We start from the raw sequence: 14,860 nt of genomic DNA on the forward strand, positions 1-14,860 counted from the left end.
TCAGATCCCCAACTCTTGACGCTGGCGCTTCAAGTGCTCCGGCATCTCTTTGTAGACGTCTTCGAACATGGTCGCGGCGCTCGGAATCTGGCCACCGGCGAGGGTGCCGTATTGCTCGGCTTCTTTCTGTGCGGCGATTACTTCGGCTTCCAGCTCGGCGCTGACCGCGGTGTGCTCCTCTTCGGACCAGTGACCGGTCTTGATCAGGTGCTGCTTGAGGCGCGCAATCGGATCACCCAGCGGGAAGTGGCTCCAGTCATCGGCCGGACGGTATTTCGACGGATCATCGGAGGTCGAGTGCGGGCCGGCGCGATAAGTGACCCATTCGATCATGGTCGGGCCGAGGCCGCGGCGGGCGCGTTCGGCGGCCCAGGCAGAGGCGGCGTAGACCGCGTAGAAATCGTTGCCATCGACCCGCAGGGAGGCGATGCCGCAACCGACGCCGCGACCGGCGAAGGTGGTGGCTTCACCACCGGCAATCGCCTGGAAGGTGGAGATCGCCCACTGGTTGTTGACCACGTTGAGGATCACCGGCGCACGGTACACGTGGGCGAAGGTCAGGGCGGTGTGGAAGTCCGACTCGGCGGTGGCGCCGTCGCCGATCCAGGCCGAGGCGATTTTGGTGTCGCCCTTGATCGCCGAGGCCATGCCCCAGCCCACACCCTGGATGAACTGGGTGGCGAGGTTGCCGGAGATGGTGAAGAAACCGGACTCCTTGACCGAGTACATGATCGGCAACTGACGGCCCTTGAGCGGATCGCGCTCGTTGGACAGCAACTGGCAGATCAGGCCGACCAGCGGCACGTCGCGGGCCATCAGGATGCTTTGCTGACGGTAGGTCGGGAAACACATGTCGTCGATGTTCAGGGCCAGGGCCTGGGCGCTGCCGATGGCTTCTTCGCCAAGGCTCTGCATGTAGAACGACATCTTTTTCTGACGCTGGGCGACCACCATGCGGTTGTCGTAGATGCGGGTCTTGAGCATGGCACGCATGCCCTTGCGCAGGATCTCGCTAGCGACGCCTTCGGCCCAGGGACCGAGGGCATTGCCCTGGTCGTCGAGCACGCGAATCAGGCCACGGGCCAGGTCAGCCGTGTCAGCCGGTTCAACGTCGATTTGGGGTTTGCGCACCGTGCCGGCATCGGTCAGGTGCAGGTAGGAGAAGTCGGTTTTACAGCCGGGACGGCCCGAGGGTTCGGGGACGTGCAGGCGCAGCGGTTCATACGCTTGGGTCATGGCTTCTACGCTCGATCTTGTGAATTTCTTGTAGTGAGCTGACAGATTTCGTTCGGTAGAAGAAATCTTGTCCTACAACAATCATAGGCCCGCCCAAGAAGAATATTTCTCTCTGTTTCGTTGCGCTGAAGATCATTTGCAGATAAAAAACCTGCATAAACATAAAAAACAGGTGGTTTTATCTCATGCGCAAACTGGACCGTACCGACATCGGCATTCTCAACAGCCTTCAGGAGAACGCGCGCATCACCAACGCCGACCTGGCGCGTTCGGTGAACCTGTCGCCGACGCCGTGTTTCAACCGGGTCAAGGCCATGGAAGAACTGGGGGTGATTCGCGAGCAGGTGACGCTGCTGGATGCCGACCTGCTGGGGCTGCATGTCAACGTGTTCATTCATGTCAGCCTGGAGAAGCAGGTGGAGGAGGCGTTGCAGCATTTCGAAGAGGCGATTTCCGATCGCCCCGAAGTGATGGAGTGCTACCTGATGGCCGGCGACCCGGACTATCTGATCCGGGTGCTGGTGCCGACCATCCAGTCGCTGGAGCGCTTCATGATGGACTTTCTGACCAAGGTGCCGGGGGTGGCGAATATCCGTTCGAGCTTTGCGCTCAAGCAGGTGCGGTACAAGACTGCGCTGCCGTTGCCGGCGAATGGGCTGACCCTGGGGAATTAAACGTCGATCTTAAAATTTGTTAAGCGGAATCTTCAGGTAAGTCACGCCATTGTCCTCTGCCGGCGGCAGTTCCCCCGCCCGCACATTCACCTGAATCGCCGGCAATAGCAGCGTCGGCATGCCCAGCCCGGCATCACGCCGGGTGCGCATGTCGACGAAGGCGGCTTCGTCGATGCCGTCGCGCACGTGGATGTTGCTTTTGCGCTGTTCGCCCACCGTGGTCATGCATTGGGGCGCGCGGCCCTCGGGCGGATAATCGTGGCAGATGTAAAGACGCACGTCGGCGGGGAAGGCCAACAGCTTGTGGATCGAGGCGTACATCTGGTTGGCATTGCCGCCGGGAAAGTCGCAGCGCGCGGTGCCCACGTCCGGCATGAACAGTGTATCGCCGACCAGGATCACATCGTTGCCGATCAGGTAGGCCATGTCCGCCGGGGTATGGCCGGGCACGTGCAGGGCGGTCGCCTTGAGGTTGCCGATCATGAACGATTCGTTGGGGGCGAACAGGTGGTCGAACTGGGAACCGTCGATGCGAAAGGATGGCTCCAGATTGAACAGCGCCTTGAACACGTCCTGGACCTTGCTGATCGACTCGCCAATGGCGATCTTGCCGCCCAACTCCCCGCGCAGATACGGCGCGGCGGACAGGTGATCGGCGTGGGCGTGGGTTTCCAGCAGCCATTGCACTTGCAAGTGATGGGCGCGGACGAAGGCGATGATTTTGTCGGCCTGGGTAGTCGCGGTGCGCCCGGCGGCACCGTCGTAGTCGAGCACGGGGTCGACAATCGCACACTGTCCGCCATCAGCCTCGTAGACCACGTAGCTGTAGGTCGAGGAGGCGGGGTCGAGGAAAGCTTCAATCAGCGCGGGCATGGACACGAACCTGTGCAGGGGTAGAAAAGTCGGACGACGGAAAGTCAGCCATGGGTTGCAACACTTTATGTAAAGACATAATGTTCGCAGCTTAAGTGACGTTGAAGGCATCCTGCAAATGCAATCCAGTCTGACCGAATGTGAAGTCGCTCAACTGCGCGCCTCGGCCTCCAAGGCGTGTGCGCTGCTCAAGGCTCTGGCCAATGAGGATCGCCTGTTGATCCTGTGCCAGCTGACCCAGGGCGAACGCAACGTAGGAGAGCTGGAAAAAATGACCGGCGTGCGCCAACCGACCCTGTCCCAGCAATTGGGGATCCTGCGCGATGAAGGACTGGTCGCCACCCGTCGTGAAGGCAAGTACATTTTTTACGGTCTCGCCAGTCATGAAGTGATCCAGGTGATGAAAACCCTCTCCGGGCTTTATTGCGGGGCGGTGCTTAAAAGCTGGGTTCAACCCTGAATGCCGACCAGCACAACTCAATAATGTGGGAGCGGGCTTGCTCGCGAAGACATAGTGTCAGTCGACACCTTCATTGGCTGACCCACCGCTTTCGCGAGCAAGTCGAATCGTCGCACCGCCGCTCCCACATTGGGATTTGCGTCTCGACTGACAATCTCCTTGCGTGCAGCAAAAGGAACAAGCAATGAACGATCAACACTGGGGCCCATCCATCAGTGCAGATATCGTGGTCATCGGCGGCGGCACCGCAGGCATTGGCCTTGTCGCCGGCCTGCTCAAGCGTAGCCCGCATCTGAACATCACCGTGATCGAACCCGACTCCCGGCACTACTATCAACCGGCCTGGACGCTGGTCGGCGGCGGTGCCTACAACGTGGAAAACACCGTGCGGCCGATGGCGTCGGTGATGCCGCGCGGGGCCCATTGGCTGCAGGCTGCCGTGACGGGCATCGATCCCGACAAGCGCCAACTTACCCTCGGTGACGCGCGCACGGTCAGCTATCAAAACCTGGTGGTCTGCCCCGGCCTGCGCCTGGCCTGGGAGAAAATCGAAGGCCTGGAGGACACCCTCGGCCAGCACGGCGTGACCTCCAATTACAGCTATCGGCACGCGACCTACACCTGGGATCAGGTGCAGAAATTGCGCGGCGGCAAGGTGCTGTTCACCCAGCCGGGCATGCCGATCAAATGTGCCGGAGCGCCACAAAAGGCGCTGTACCTGTCCTGCGATCACTGGCGCAAGGCCGGTGTGCTGAACAACCTCGACGTCGAATTCAATCTGGCGGGCGCGGCGCTGTTCGGAGTGGCGACCTTTGTTCCGCCGCTGATGAAATACATCGAGAAGTACAAAGCCCGGTTGGCCTTCAACTCGAACCTGGTCAAGGTCGACGGCCCGGCGAAAATCGCTTGGTTCGACGTCAGGGATGCCGATGGCAATGTCACCCGCCAGGCAAAGACCTTTGACCTGCTGCATGTCGTTCCGCCTCAGGTGGCCCCGGATTTCGTCGCACGCAGCCCGCTGGCCGACAGCGCTGGCTGGTGCGAGGTCGATTCCCACAGCTTGCAGCATCCGCGTTATCCCGGCGTCTTTGCGTTGGGTGATATCTGCGGCACCACCAATGCAAAAACCGCCGCGGCGGTGCGCAAGCAAATCGTGGTGGTGGCGGAAAACCTGCTGGCCTTGCGCAAGCAACAGCCGCTGCCGCTGAAGTACGACGGTTATGGCTCCTGTCCGCTGACGGTGGAGAAGGGCAAGGTGATCCTTGCCGAGTTCGGTTATGCGGGCAAGTTGCTGCCGACCTTTCCCCTTGACCCGACGACCCCGCGCCGCTCGGCGTGGTGGCTGAAGGCGACACTGCTACCGTGGTTCTACTGGAACGGCATGCTCAAGGGCCGCGAGTGGCTGACACGTGTGTCCAGGGTCGACTGAGAACTCCCTATGTTGCTGGCAAGTCTGTTTGGTGTAGTGATGGGGTTGGTGCTCGGCTTGACTGGCGCCGGCGGCGGTATCCTTGCGGTCCCGGCCCTGGTGTTGGGGTTGGGCTGGAGCATGACCCAGGCCGCTCCGGTGGCGTTGTTCGCAGTGGGCAGTGCGGCGGCGGTCGGTGCCATCGATGGCTTGCGCCATGGCCTGGTGCGTTATCGCGCGGCGCTGCTGATCGCGGCGTTGGGCGCGGTGTTTTCGCCGGTGGGCATCTACTTTGCCCATCAGTTGCCGGAAAAGATCCTGATGATCCTGTTCAGCCTGCTGATGGTCGTGGTGGCCGGGCGGATGTTGCGTCGCGAACGCAAGGATGAGGGCCCCAGCGATCACGGTCAGGCCAACTGGGGCCAGAAGAACTGCATGCTTGATCAACAGACCGGGCGCTTTTCCTGGACCGCCAAATGCACCGCGACCCTCGCCGCGCTCGGGGCAGTGACCGGCGTGGTCTCTGGATTGCTGGGGGTGGGCGGCGGCTTTCTGATCGTCCCGGCCTTCAAGCAACTGACCGACGTGCAGATGCGCGGGATCGTTGCCACGTCGCTGATGGTGATCAGCCTGATTTCGGCGATCGGCGTGATCGGCGCCTTCCATGCCGGGGTGCGCATCGACGATTCGGGCATAGCCTTCATCGTTTCCAGCATCGTCGGCATGATCATCGGCCGCAAGCTCTGTGCCCGGGTGCCGGCGCGGGCGTTGCAGGTCGGGTTTGCCAGCATCTGCGTCGTGGTCGCCGCCTACATGCTGTTCAGGGCCAACGCCTAGCCGGTACCGGTTCCTGTGGACGCCACTCGGGTCCACAGACCTACACCCTAAGTGGCGAGCCTCGCCGACCAGCGGTCTTACGCCATAGTGGTCACGCACCGCCGGCCCATCCAAAGCACCTGAAAACCACCCCCAAGGCAGCGTATGGCGCCGCCGGTCAGGTTTCGATAATCGCCTCCGACACTTAGTCCCCCGTTTCGGAGCGCGCCATGCACAACAATAAGAACGTCACGCATCGTTTTCTGCCGGCCTTCATCGCCAGCCTGTCTGCCCTTGGCCTGAGCCCGGTGGCCGAGGCGGATATCATGCTGTACGACAAGGACCAGACCACGTTCTCCACCGACGGCTACATCAACGCCTTCTACGTGAACAGCGATGTCGACCGCGCCGGCGAGCAGTTCGACCGTCGGCAGTCGCGGGTCAAGATGGGGTTCCTGCCCAACTACCTGGGGTTCAACATGGGCAAGCAGGTAGACGACCTCAAGCTCGGTGCCCGCGCCTCGTTCTGGGTCACCATCAACGACAGCGAAACCAACGGCACCGCCACCGCCATCGATGTGCGGCAGTTCTTCGGCACCGTGGCCAACCCGGAATGGGGCGAAGTGCTGATCGGCAAAGACTTCGGATTGTTCGCCCGTTCCAACATCCTGCTCGACGAAATGCTCGCCGGTTACGGTCAGGTCAGCGATACGTTGGGGCTGGTGGATGGCGGCGGGGTGTCGTTCGGCAACATCGGCACCGGTTACCCGTATCCGTTCCCGACCTCGCAGATCACCTATCGCACCCCGGTGATGGACGGTCTGCGCGTGGCGGTCGGCATCATGGACCCGGTGGACACCAACGACAGCAGCCCGACGGGCAAGGCCTATCAGGAAAACCCGCGTACCGAGAGCGAAGTCACCTATCAGTTCGACCTGGCCGGGGCAAAGATCTACAGCTGGGTCAACGGCAGCTACCAGACCTCGGACAACACCGATTCCACGGTCGAGACCGTCACCTCCAAGGGCGTCGGCTATGGCGTGCAGGCGAAGATGGGCGGCTTGTCCCTCACCGGGTCCGGTTTCCAGGCCAAGGGCATCAATCCGTTTTTCACCAACAATGCCGGCGAGCCGACCCTGCGCAACGTCGACAGCGACGGCTACCTGATGCAGGGCTCCTACAAACTGGGCAAGAACCGCCTGGCCTTGTCCTATGGCAAGACCAATGACGATGGCAATGGCGTGGTCGGCAGCGGCGCGGACTACGAGACCCGCGGCATTGCGCTGTTCCATGACGTGAACGACAACCTCAAGCTGGTGGCCGAGTACAACCAGTTCGAAATCAACGGCCACGACACCGATGAGCAGAACGAAGACACCGACACCTTCGCCGTGGGCGCGGTGCTGACCTGGTAACCCCGGGAGGTGGCCCTGGCCGTGCGCATCGCGGCGAGGGTCGCCACCCGTCTCATCCCATCGAAGCGGCTACCCGCTACCCAAGTAGCATTCGTCGCCCCCCACAGACTTCGTACACTCGTGCCTCATACACACGCACCTGCGGGAGGTAAGGATGCAGCAGAGCGAAGGCGTCGTCAGTGCAATGTCCCAGGCCACCGATGCCCGGCAGGTCGCGCAGGAACTGGCACGACAGTTGTTGCATCCGCACCTGGGGTTCGTGCTGTTCTTCTGTTCCGCCGAGTACGACTTGCGGGCGCTGGGCCAGGCTTTGCAGCAAAGCTTCGGCGGCATTCGCCTGGTGGGCTGCACCAGCGCCGGGGAAATCACCCCGCTGGGCTACGGACGCAATTGCGTGACAGCGGTGGGCTTCGATCATCGGCACTTTTCCATCGCGATCGAGCTGATCGACCAGATGGAACACTTCAGCCTGATCGACGCCCAGCAAATGGTCGAGCGCCTGGTCAGTGGCTGTCGCAGCAACACCCTGGCGCCGATCAAGGGCAACAGCTTTGCCCTGACCCTGCTCGATGGCCTGTCCAGCCGCGAAGAAATGGTCCTGACGGCCTTGAGCGCGGCATTGGGCGACATTCCGCATTTCGGCGGCTCGGCCGGCGACGACAACTACCTGACCCATACCCATGTGTACTTCGATGGCGAGTTCCACAGCGGCGCGGCGGTGGTGGTGCTGGTCAATACCTGGCTGGATTTCGAAGTGTTCACCACCCACCACGTGCTACCCCGCGCCGAGAAGCTGGTGGTCACCGGGGCCGACAGCACCTTGCGCCGGGTCTTCGAACTCAATGCCGAGCCGGCCGCCGCCGAGTACGCCCGGCACATCGGCGTGCCGGTGGCGCAGCTCGATCACCGGATCTTCGCCGCGCACCCGTTGGCGGTGCGGATCAACCAGCAGTACTACGTGCGGGCCATCCAGCAGGTGCATCCGGACCTGAGCCTGAGTTTCTACTGCGCCGTGGAAAACGGCATCGTCCTCACCGCCATGACCCCGGGGCCGATGCTGCCGAACCTGCAGTGCCTGTTCGAGGGGTTGCAGGAGCGCCTGGGCGATTTGCTGCTGACCATCGGTTGCGACTGTTTCCTGCGGCGTCTGGAACTCGAAGACGACGGCAGTCTTGATCAGATCGGCTCGTTTTTGCGTGAGCAACGGGTGATGGGTTTCAACACCTATGGAGAACAGTTCAATGGCATGCACATCAACCAGACCTTCACCGGCGTTGCCATTGCCCGTGGCCGTGCCCCAGGACATCGCTGAGCTGCAGGCCGAACTGGCCAGGCTGCGCCTGGAAAACCATAAACTGCAGCGCATCAATGGCGCGCTGATCGAACGGGTCGAGTCCGGGGGGACCCGCGGCAACGATCCGTACGCGGCATTCCAGCATTCGGTGGTGCTGGCCGAACAAGTGCGCGAACGCACCGATGCCCTGAACCAGGCCATGGCCGAACTCAAGGCCGGTAATCATCTGCTCAGCGAAGCCCGCCTGCGCGCGGAAACGGCGCATCAACACCTGATCGATGCCATCGAAAGCATTTCCGACGCCTTCGTGCTGTTCGACGCCGAACAGCGCATCGTGCTGTTCAACAGTCGTTTCAAGGCGTTCTGGAGCAACAGCCGGGTGCGGATCAACGCCGGCATGCGCCTGACCGAGGTCAAGCGGCTGATGCTGAACAACGCCCTGTTCACCGAAGAGCCTCGCGGGCATGCCGACGAAAACCTGCTGTACCGCCTGCAGAACGGGCGCTGGCTGCAGGTCAGCGAGCGGCCGACCCAGGAGGGTGGGCGGGTGATTCTGTTCACCGATATTACCGACGTCAAACTCAGCGAAACCATGCGCCGTGAGCAGGCGGTGGCGCAGAAGTCGCACCTGTTGCAGCGGGCGGTCGACAACCTGTCCCAAGGGGTGGCGATGGTCAGCGCCGAGGGCATCCTGGAATTGTGGAACCGGCGCTTTCTGGAATTGAGCGGCCTGGCGCCGGTGGCGGCCCATCGCCCCTTTGCCGAAGTGATCGCCGACAGCGAGTTGAACCTGTTGACCCCGGCCAGTCGCGATGGCAACGGACGACCGGTAAGGGAATGCGAGCAGCGCCTGTACGATGGCCGGGTCCTGGAAATCCGCACCCATCCGTTGCCCACCGGCGGTTTCGTCAACACCTTCACCGACATCACCGAACGCTACCAGCACGCCGAGGCGCTGAGTGAAAGCGAACACTGGATTCGCCTGATCACCGATCACGTACCGGCATTGATTGCCTACCTCAATGCCGACCTGGTCTACGAGTTCACCAACAAGGTCTACGAAGAATGGTACTGCTGGCCCCGGGGCGTGATGCTCGGCCAGAGCCTGCGCGAAGTGCACAGCGAACAGCATTACCAGCGGCTGGAGTCCTACGTGGCCAGGGCGCTGGCCGGCGAGAGCGTGACCTTCGAGTTCGCCGAAACCAACGTCAACAACCAGGAGCGCTACATGCTGCGTTCCTATGTGCCCAACCGTCTGGCCAGTGGCGAGGTGGTGGGGATATTCGTGCTGATCCGCGACATCACCGAACGCCGCCGCACCGCCGAGGCGCTGCATCAGGCTTATCAGAACCTGGAGCTGCGGGTACGCGAGCGCACGGCGGAATTGACCACCCTCAACGACCAGCTGCTGCGCGAGATCGATGAGCGTCGCCTGGTCGAGTCACGCTTGCGCGAGGCCAAGCAGGAAGCCGAGCAGGCCAACCTGTCGAAAACCAAGTTCCTCGCCGCCGTCAGCCACGACCTGCTGCAACCGTTGAATGCCGCGCGCCTGTTTACCAGTGCCTTGCTGGAACGGCGCGAGCCGATGTCCAGCGAGATTCTGGTGCGCAACGTGAGCAATTCCCTGGAAGACGTGGAGAACCTGCTCGGCACCCTGGTGGATATTTCCAAGCTCGATGCGGGGGTGATCAAGGCCGATATTGCGCCGTTCGCCCTCAGTGAACTGCTGGACACCCTGGCCGCCGAATACACCCAGGTGGCGCGCAGTGAAGGCCTGCAATTGCACTTCATCGGCTGTTCGGCGCTGGTGCGCAGTGATATCCAGTTGCTGGCGCGGATTCTGCGCAACCTGCTGAGCAATGCGATTCGCTATACCTACAGTGGCCGCGTGGTGCTCGGTTGCCGGCGGCATCATCAGTGCCTGACGATCGAAGTCTGGGACAGCGGCATGGGCATTGCCGAGCATCGCCTGGAGGAAATTTTCCAGGAGTTCAAGCGCGGTGATGTGCAGCGACCCGATCAGGATCGCGGTTTGGGCCTGGGCCTGGCGATTGTCGAGAAGATTGCCGGCATCCTCGGGCATCGCATTCATGTGCGCTCATGGCCGGGCCGGGGCTCGATGTTCTCGGTCGAAGTGCCATTGAGCGCCACCGCGCCGAAACCGCAGCCCGCGTTGCAGATGAGCGAGCCGATGCTTGAGCGCCTGCGTGGTGCCCGGATATGGGTGCTGGACAACGACGCGACCATCTGTGCCGGCATGCGCACCTTGCTCGAGGGGTGGGGGTGTCGGGTGGTGACGGCGCTGTCGGAGGAGGACCTGGCGCGGCAAGTGGACAACGACCATGCCGAGGTGGATCTACTGATTGCCGACTATCACCTGGATAACGATTGCAATGGTGTCGATGCAGTGGCCCGGATCAATGCCCGGCGCGCGTCACCGATCCCGGCGATGATGATCACGGCCAACTACAGCAATGAACTCAAGCAGCAGATCCGCGAACTGGGCCATACCCTGATGCACAAGCCGGTGCGGCCGATGAAGCTGAAGACGGCGATGAGTCATTTGCTTGGCAGGCCTTGAGATCTCGGCGTTTTCACTACCGCTATCGCGAGCAGGCTCACTCCTACAGGTACATCGCTGTCCCTGTAGGAGTGAGCCTGCTCGCGATGGAGGCGCCGCGGTCTTGAATCAACGCCGCAGATATGACCCGAAATCAATATCCCCGGCACTCAGGATCGCCTGCACCCGGTTGTGCACGTTGAGCTTGCGCAGGATCGCCGAGACGTGGGCCTTGACCGTGGTCTCGGCGATTTCCAGGGTGTAGGCGATCTGCTTGTTCGATTCGCCCTTGGTCATGCGTTCCAGCACCTGCAGTTGCTTGCGGGTCAGGGCCTGGAGCAGTTCGGGCGGGAAGCTCGGGGTGTCGTTCATGCGCCGGTGGGTGCTGCTTTTGGCGGTGCGGATGATGTCCGGGGGCAGGTAGACATTGCCATTGAGAATCTGCTGGATCGCATCGGTCATCTGGGTGCGGGGTGACGACTTGGTGATGAAGCCCACTGCACCGTAGGTGATGGCTTGCAGCACGATCTGTTTGTCCTGCTCGGCGGAGACAATCACTACCGGAATGGTCGGCGCTTCGTTACGCAGGTTGATCAGGCCATTGAGCCCGTGCATGCCGGGCATGTTCAGGTCGAGCAGGATCAGGTCCAGGTCGTCGTGTTCCTGGGTCAGGGCCAGGGCACTGTCCAGGTCGGCGGTTTCCATCACTTCGCTGCCGGCAAAACCATCGCTGATGACGTTGTGGATGGCTTCACGAAACAGTGGGTGATCGTCGGCAATCAGGATTTTGTACATGGCCTTTCACCTCATTATTTTGATTATGGTGTGGCAACAACACGCACGCGTAAAGCTCAGGGAAAGGGTTCGGGCCGGGCTGGCGAAACCGGCAGGTTGGCCGCTTGCCAAGCGTCCAGGCCATCGCGATACCAATACAGAGTCTTATAGCCCATGGTGGCTGCGCGCTTGACCGCATTCCAGCTCAACCAGCAGTCGGAGCGGCAGTAGAAGACCAGCGGTTGCGTCGGGTCGCCGGCGGTCAGTTTTTTCAGGTTGGCAGAGAAGTAGTCCTGCCATTGCGGCGTCAGGTCGCCATCCCCGGTATTGGCCAGCCAATGGCTGCCGGGCAGGTTTTCATGGGGCTGGTCTTCGATGAATTGCCCTTGCAGCCACTGACGGCGGTAGACGTCGATCAGCACCGGTCGCGGGGTTTGGCCGAGCAGGGTTTGCAGGGCAGGGGTGTCGATGATGGTTGCGCCTTGCAGCTGGCCGGGCGTCGGGCTGCGGTACAGGCCGATGCGATAACCCTCGGCGGAGAACAGCGCTGTGTCGGCCTGCGCGGTGCTCAGCAGCAGGCCCAGGGACAGGGCGGCGAGAGCAGGGCGCAACAGGCAACGTCGGGCACGTGGCATGGGGTCGGTCCTTATAGTTATGGACCTATTACATGCCAGTCGGGGGGCGTTGGGAATGCGACGATAGACAGGGAAACCAGTACTAAAGTAGTAATTTCACCCTGTTCAATGGAGATCCCCTGTGGGAGCGGGCTTGCTCGCGAAGGCGTTGTGTCAGTCAATTCATTTATTGAAGGTAACGCCGCCTTCGCGAGCAAGCCCGCTCCCACAGTTGACCGGCGTTGTCAGTTGGCTTTGCGCAAGGCCGCATGCTGTGGGTTGAAGCTCAGTACGGCGAGCAATGCGAACAACAATGTCAGCCCCGTGCACACCGCCAGCGCCAACGGATTGAAGCGTTCATACAGGGCGAAACGCACCAGTTCCACCGCGTGGGTAAACGGATTCACCGCGCACAGCCAGTACAGCCACTCGCTGGCCTCGCGCATCTTCCACAGCGGATACAGCGCCGATGACAGGAAAAACAGCGGGAAGATCACGAAGTTCATCACCCCGGCAAAGTTCTCCAGCTGGCGGATCGCGTTCGACAGCAACAGGCCCAGGGCGCTGAGCATCAACGCCACCAGCAGCAGGGCCGGCAACGCCAACAACAAGCCCATCGCCGGTGGCCGCACGCCGTAGACCCAGGCAATCGCCAGGAACGCATACACTTGCAACAGCGAAATCAGTGAGGTGGCCAACAGTTTGCTGCACAGCAAGAAGGTGCGGGGCAGGGGGCTGGTCAGCAGCACGCGCATGCTGCCCATTTCGCGGTCGTAGACCATCGACAATGACCCCTGCATGCCGTTGAACAGCAGGATCATGCAGGCCAGCCCGGGAATGATGTAGACCTCATAGGGAATGTAGGTGTCGTAGGGCTCGATGATCGCGATCCCCAGCGCTGCGCGAAAACCCGCGGCGAACACCAGCAGCCACAGCAGCGGCCGCACCAGGGCGCTGAGAAACCGCGTGCGTTGCAGCACAAAGCGCAGCCATTCGCGCAGCACGATACCGCTAAAGCATTGCCAGTAAGCGTTCATTGGGCAGCTCCTGATGTTGTCAGGCGGGTGAAGGCCGAACCGAGATCACCGCCGTGTTCCAGGCTCAGGGCATCGGCCTGTCCGCTGGCCACCAGCCGGCCTTGATGCAGGATCAGCAAGTCATCGCTGGGCTGCACTTCGTCGAGCAGGTGGGTGGTCCAGAGCACGCTGATGCGCTCCTCGCGACACAGGCTGCGGATGTGCTGGTTGAGCGCCAGGCGACTCGCCGGGTCGAGGCCGACACTGGCTTCATCGAGCAGCAACAGGCGCGGCTCATGCAACAGGGCGCGGGCAATTTCCACCCGGCGACGATGGCCGCCATTGAGTTCACGCACCCGTTCGCGGCGGCGGTCGGTCAGGGCCTGGCGGGCCAGTTCGGCGTCGACCCGAAGGTCGGTCTGACGCCGGGACAGGCCATGCAATGCAGCGTGATAACGCAGGTTCTGCTCGACGCTGAGGTCCAGGTCCAGGGTGCTTTGCTGGAACACCACGCCCAACTGCTTGAGAGCCGGGCGTGCCGCGCTGCGCAATGAGCAGCCCCCGACGCGGATCTCGCCGTGCTGCAGATCATAGAGCCGGGTCAGCAGGGCAATCAGGGTCGACTTGCCCGCGCCGTTGGGGCCCAGCAGCGCGGCGAAACGCCCGGGCTCCAGGCTGAAACTCACCTTGCGCAAGGCCTCTCGGGAACCGTAGGCGAAACTCAGGTCGCTGACTTCAAGTGCGTTCATGGCGTCACCACCACGCCCCACGGATAGCGCCCGACCTTCACCGACTTGCTGACCTTGAGGCTGTCGACATCGATCACCGAGACATCGCCGCTGACGCCATTGGTGGCCAGCAACTGCTTCTGATCCGGGGTGAACGCCATCTGCCAGACCCGACGACCCACCAGCAGGTAATCGAGAATCTCGAAGGTCTTGGCATCGATCACCGCCACATGGTTGGCCGGGCCGAGTGCGACGAAGCCGTACTTGCCATCGGCGCTGAGCTTGATGCCGACCGGCTGGACCTTGTCCGGGTGCACACCCTTGATCTGGAAGTTCAGGGTCTTGAGCACGGTGCGGCTGGCCACATCGAGAATGGTCACGGTGCCGCCGATTTCCGCCGAGGCCCAGAGCTGAGCGCCATCGGGGGAGAACTCGACGAAGCGCGGGCGCTGGTCGACCAGGGTGCTGTCGGCCAGGGTCTGGGTGCCGGTGTCGATCCAGTGCAGCATGTTGGTGGTTTCGCTGGTGTTGACCGCCCACTTGCCGTCAGGGCTGACGGCCATGCCTTCGGGTTCGACACCGACGTTGATCTGGCCGAGTACCTTGGAGGTCTCGGTGTCGATCACCGTGACCAGCGCATCGTCTTCGTTGGAGACGTACAACCAGCGATTGTTGGGGTGCAGGGCGAATTGCTCGGGGTCCTTGCCCGAGGGCAGTTCCTTGATGATCTTGCGGGTGGCCACGTCCATCACCTGGACCCGGTCCGAGTCACTGGCGCAGATGTACAGCAGCTTGTTGTCATGGGACAGCAGCAGGCCGCGGGGGCGCTGGCCGACGGGCAGGGTGTCGGTGACTTGCAGGGTCTGCAGGTCGATCAGGCTCAGGCTGTTGTCCTTTTCGTTGGAGACCCAGGCAGTGCTGGCAACGGCATGGCCAGCGGCGAGCAGCAAGGTGCAAGAGAGCAGGGTGCGGCGCATGGCGGATTCCTTGTT

The 14,860-nt window shown here is 62.0% G+C and carries 14 protein-coding genes; 7 read left to right on the top strand and 7 right to left on the bottom strand.

Going from position 1 to position 14,860, the window contains the following annotated elements; all coding sequences use genetic code 11:
• Entirely contained in the window at positions 1–1,236 is a 1,236-nt protein-coding gene (locus AC3IT9_RS12615; protein ID WP_489273266.1) for a 3-methyl-2-oxobutanoate dehydrogenase (2-methylpropanoyl-transferring) subunit alpha, read from the bottom strand.
• Between the two features lie 185 nt (positions 1,237–1,421).
• Here AC3IT9_RS12615 and bkdR point away from each other — a divergent pair, with 185 nt between their 5' ends.
• A complete protein-coding gene (bkdR, locus tag AC3IT9_RS12620) occupies positions 1,422–1,910 on the top strand; it encodes a Bkd operon transcriptional regulator BkdR (protein WP_007976593.1) in 489 nt (162 codons plus the stop codon).
• A 9-nt stretch (positions 1,911–1,919) separates the two neighbouring features.
• On the opposite strand, the gene AC3IT9_RS12625 is transcribed toward bkdR, so the two are convergent.
• Complete coding sequence (locus AC3IT9_RS12625; protein WP_151214846.1) at positions 1,920–2,783, bottom strand: MBL fold metallo-hydrolase; 864 nt, start codon at positions 2,781–2,783, stop codon at positions 1,920–1,922.
• Positions 2,784–2,901: 118 nt separating this feature from the next.
• Between AC3IT9_RS12625 and AC3IT9_RS12630 the strand changes: the two genes are divergently transcribed.
• From AC3IT9_RS12630 to nahK, 6 genes are all read left to right on the top strand, one after another.
• The gene (locus tag AC3IT9_RS12630) at positions 2,902–3,243 is read left to right on the top strand and encodes an ArsR/SmtB family transcription factor (RefSeq protein WP_007976596.1); all 342 of its coding nucleotides are present in this window, start codon (positions 2,902–2,904) and stop codon (positions 3,241–3,243) included.
• A gap of 184 nt (positions 3,244–3,427) precedes the next feature.
• Positions 3,428–4,672: an NAD(P)/FAD-dependent oxidoreductase gene (locus tag AC3IT9_RS12635; RefSeq protein WP_489273267.1), complete on the top strand. Its 1,245-nt coding sequence runs from the start codon at positions 3,428–3,430 to the stop codon at positions 4,670–4,672.
• A 9-nt stretch (positions 4,673–4,681) separates the two neighbouring features.
• Complete coding sequence (locus AC3IT9_RS12640) at positions 4,682–5,488, top strand: sulfite exporter TauE/SafE family protein (RefSeq protein WP_150754649.1); 807 nt, start codon at positions 4,682–4,684, stop codon at positions 5,486–5,488.
• 209 nt (positions 5,489–5,697) lie between these two features.
• Complete coding sequence (locus AC3IT9_RS12645) at positions 5,698–6,882, top strand: porin (RefSeq protein WP_489273268.1); 1,185 nt, start codon at positions 5,698–5,700, stop codon at positions 6,880–6,882.
• A gap of 154 nt (positions 6,883–7,036) precedes the next feature.
• Positions 7,037–8,194 carry a nitric oxide-sensing protein NosP gene (nosP, locus tag AC3IT9_RS12650; protein ID WP_150717691.1) on the top strand — a complete coding sequence of 386 codons (1,158 nt, stop codon included), beginning with the start codon at positions 7,037–7,039 and terminating at the stop codon, positions 8,192–8,194.
• Complete coding sequence (gene nahK / locus AC3IT9_RS12655; protein ID WP_489273269.1) at positions 8,124–10,757, top strand: hybrid sensor histidine kinase/response regulator NahK/ErcS'; 2,634 nt, start codon at positions 8,124–8,126, stop codon at positions 10,755–10,757. The genes nosP and nahK overlap by 71 nt, the downstream gene beginning before the upstream one ends.
• A gap of 108 nt (positions 10,758–10,865) precedes the next feature.
• Here the strand turns inward: nahK and AC3IT9_RS12660 are convergent, their stop codons facing one another.
• From AC3IT9_RS12660 to AC3IT9_RS12680, 5 genes are all read right to left on the bottom strand, one after another.
• The gene (locus tag AC3IT9_RS12660) at positions 10,866–11,531 is read right to left on the bottom strand and encodes a response regulator transcription factor (RefSeq protein WP_108215949.1); all 666 of its coding nucleotides are present in this window, start codon (positions 11,529–11,531) and stop codon (positions 10,866–10,868) included.
• 56 nt (positions 11,532–11,587) lie between these two features.
• Positions 11,588–12,145: a PQQ-dependent catabolism-associated CXXCW motif protein gene (locus AC3IT9_RS12665; protein ID WP_489273270.1), complete on the bottom strand. Its 558-nt coding sequence runs from the start codon at positions 12,143–12,145 to the stop codon at positions 11,588–11,590.
• A 224-nt stretch (positions 12,146–12,369) separates the two neighbouring features.
• Positions 12,370–13,161: an ABC transporter permease gene (locus AC3IT9_RS12670; RefSeq protein ID WP_150754654.1), complete on the bottom strand. Its 792-nt coding sequence runs from the start codon at positions 13,159–13,161 to the stop codon at positions 12,370–12,372.
• Complete coding sequence (locus AC3IT9_RS12675; protein WP_489273271.1) at positions 13,158–13,889, bottom strand: ABC transporter ATP-binding protein; 732 nt, start codon at positions 13,887–13,889, stop codon at positions 13,158–13,160. The genes AC3IT9_RS12670 and AC3IT9_RS12675 overlap by 4 nt, the downstream gene beginning before the upstream one ends.
• Positions 13,886–14,845 carry a YVTN family beta-propeller repeat protein gene (locus tag AC3IT9_RS12680; protein ID WP_489273272.1) on the bottom strand — a complete coding sequence of 320 codons (960 nt, stop codon included), beginning with the start codon at positions 14,843–14,845 and terminating at the stop codon, positions 13,886–13,888. Before AC3IT9_RS12680 ends, AC3IT9_RS12675 begins: the two co-directional genes overlap by 4 nt.
• Positions 14,846–14,860 lie beyond the last annotated feature (15 nt).

The sequence above is a fragment of the Pseudomonas sp. KH_046_1 genome (assembly GCF_057839025.1).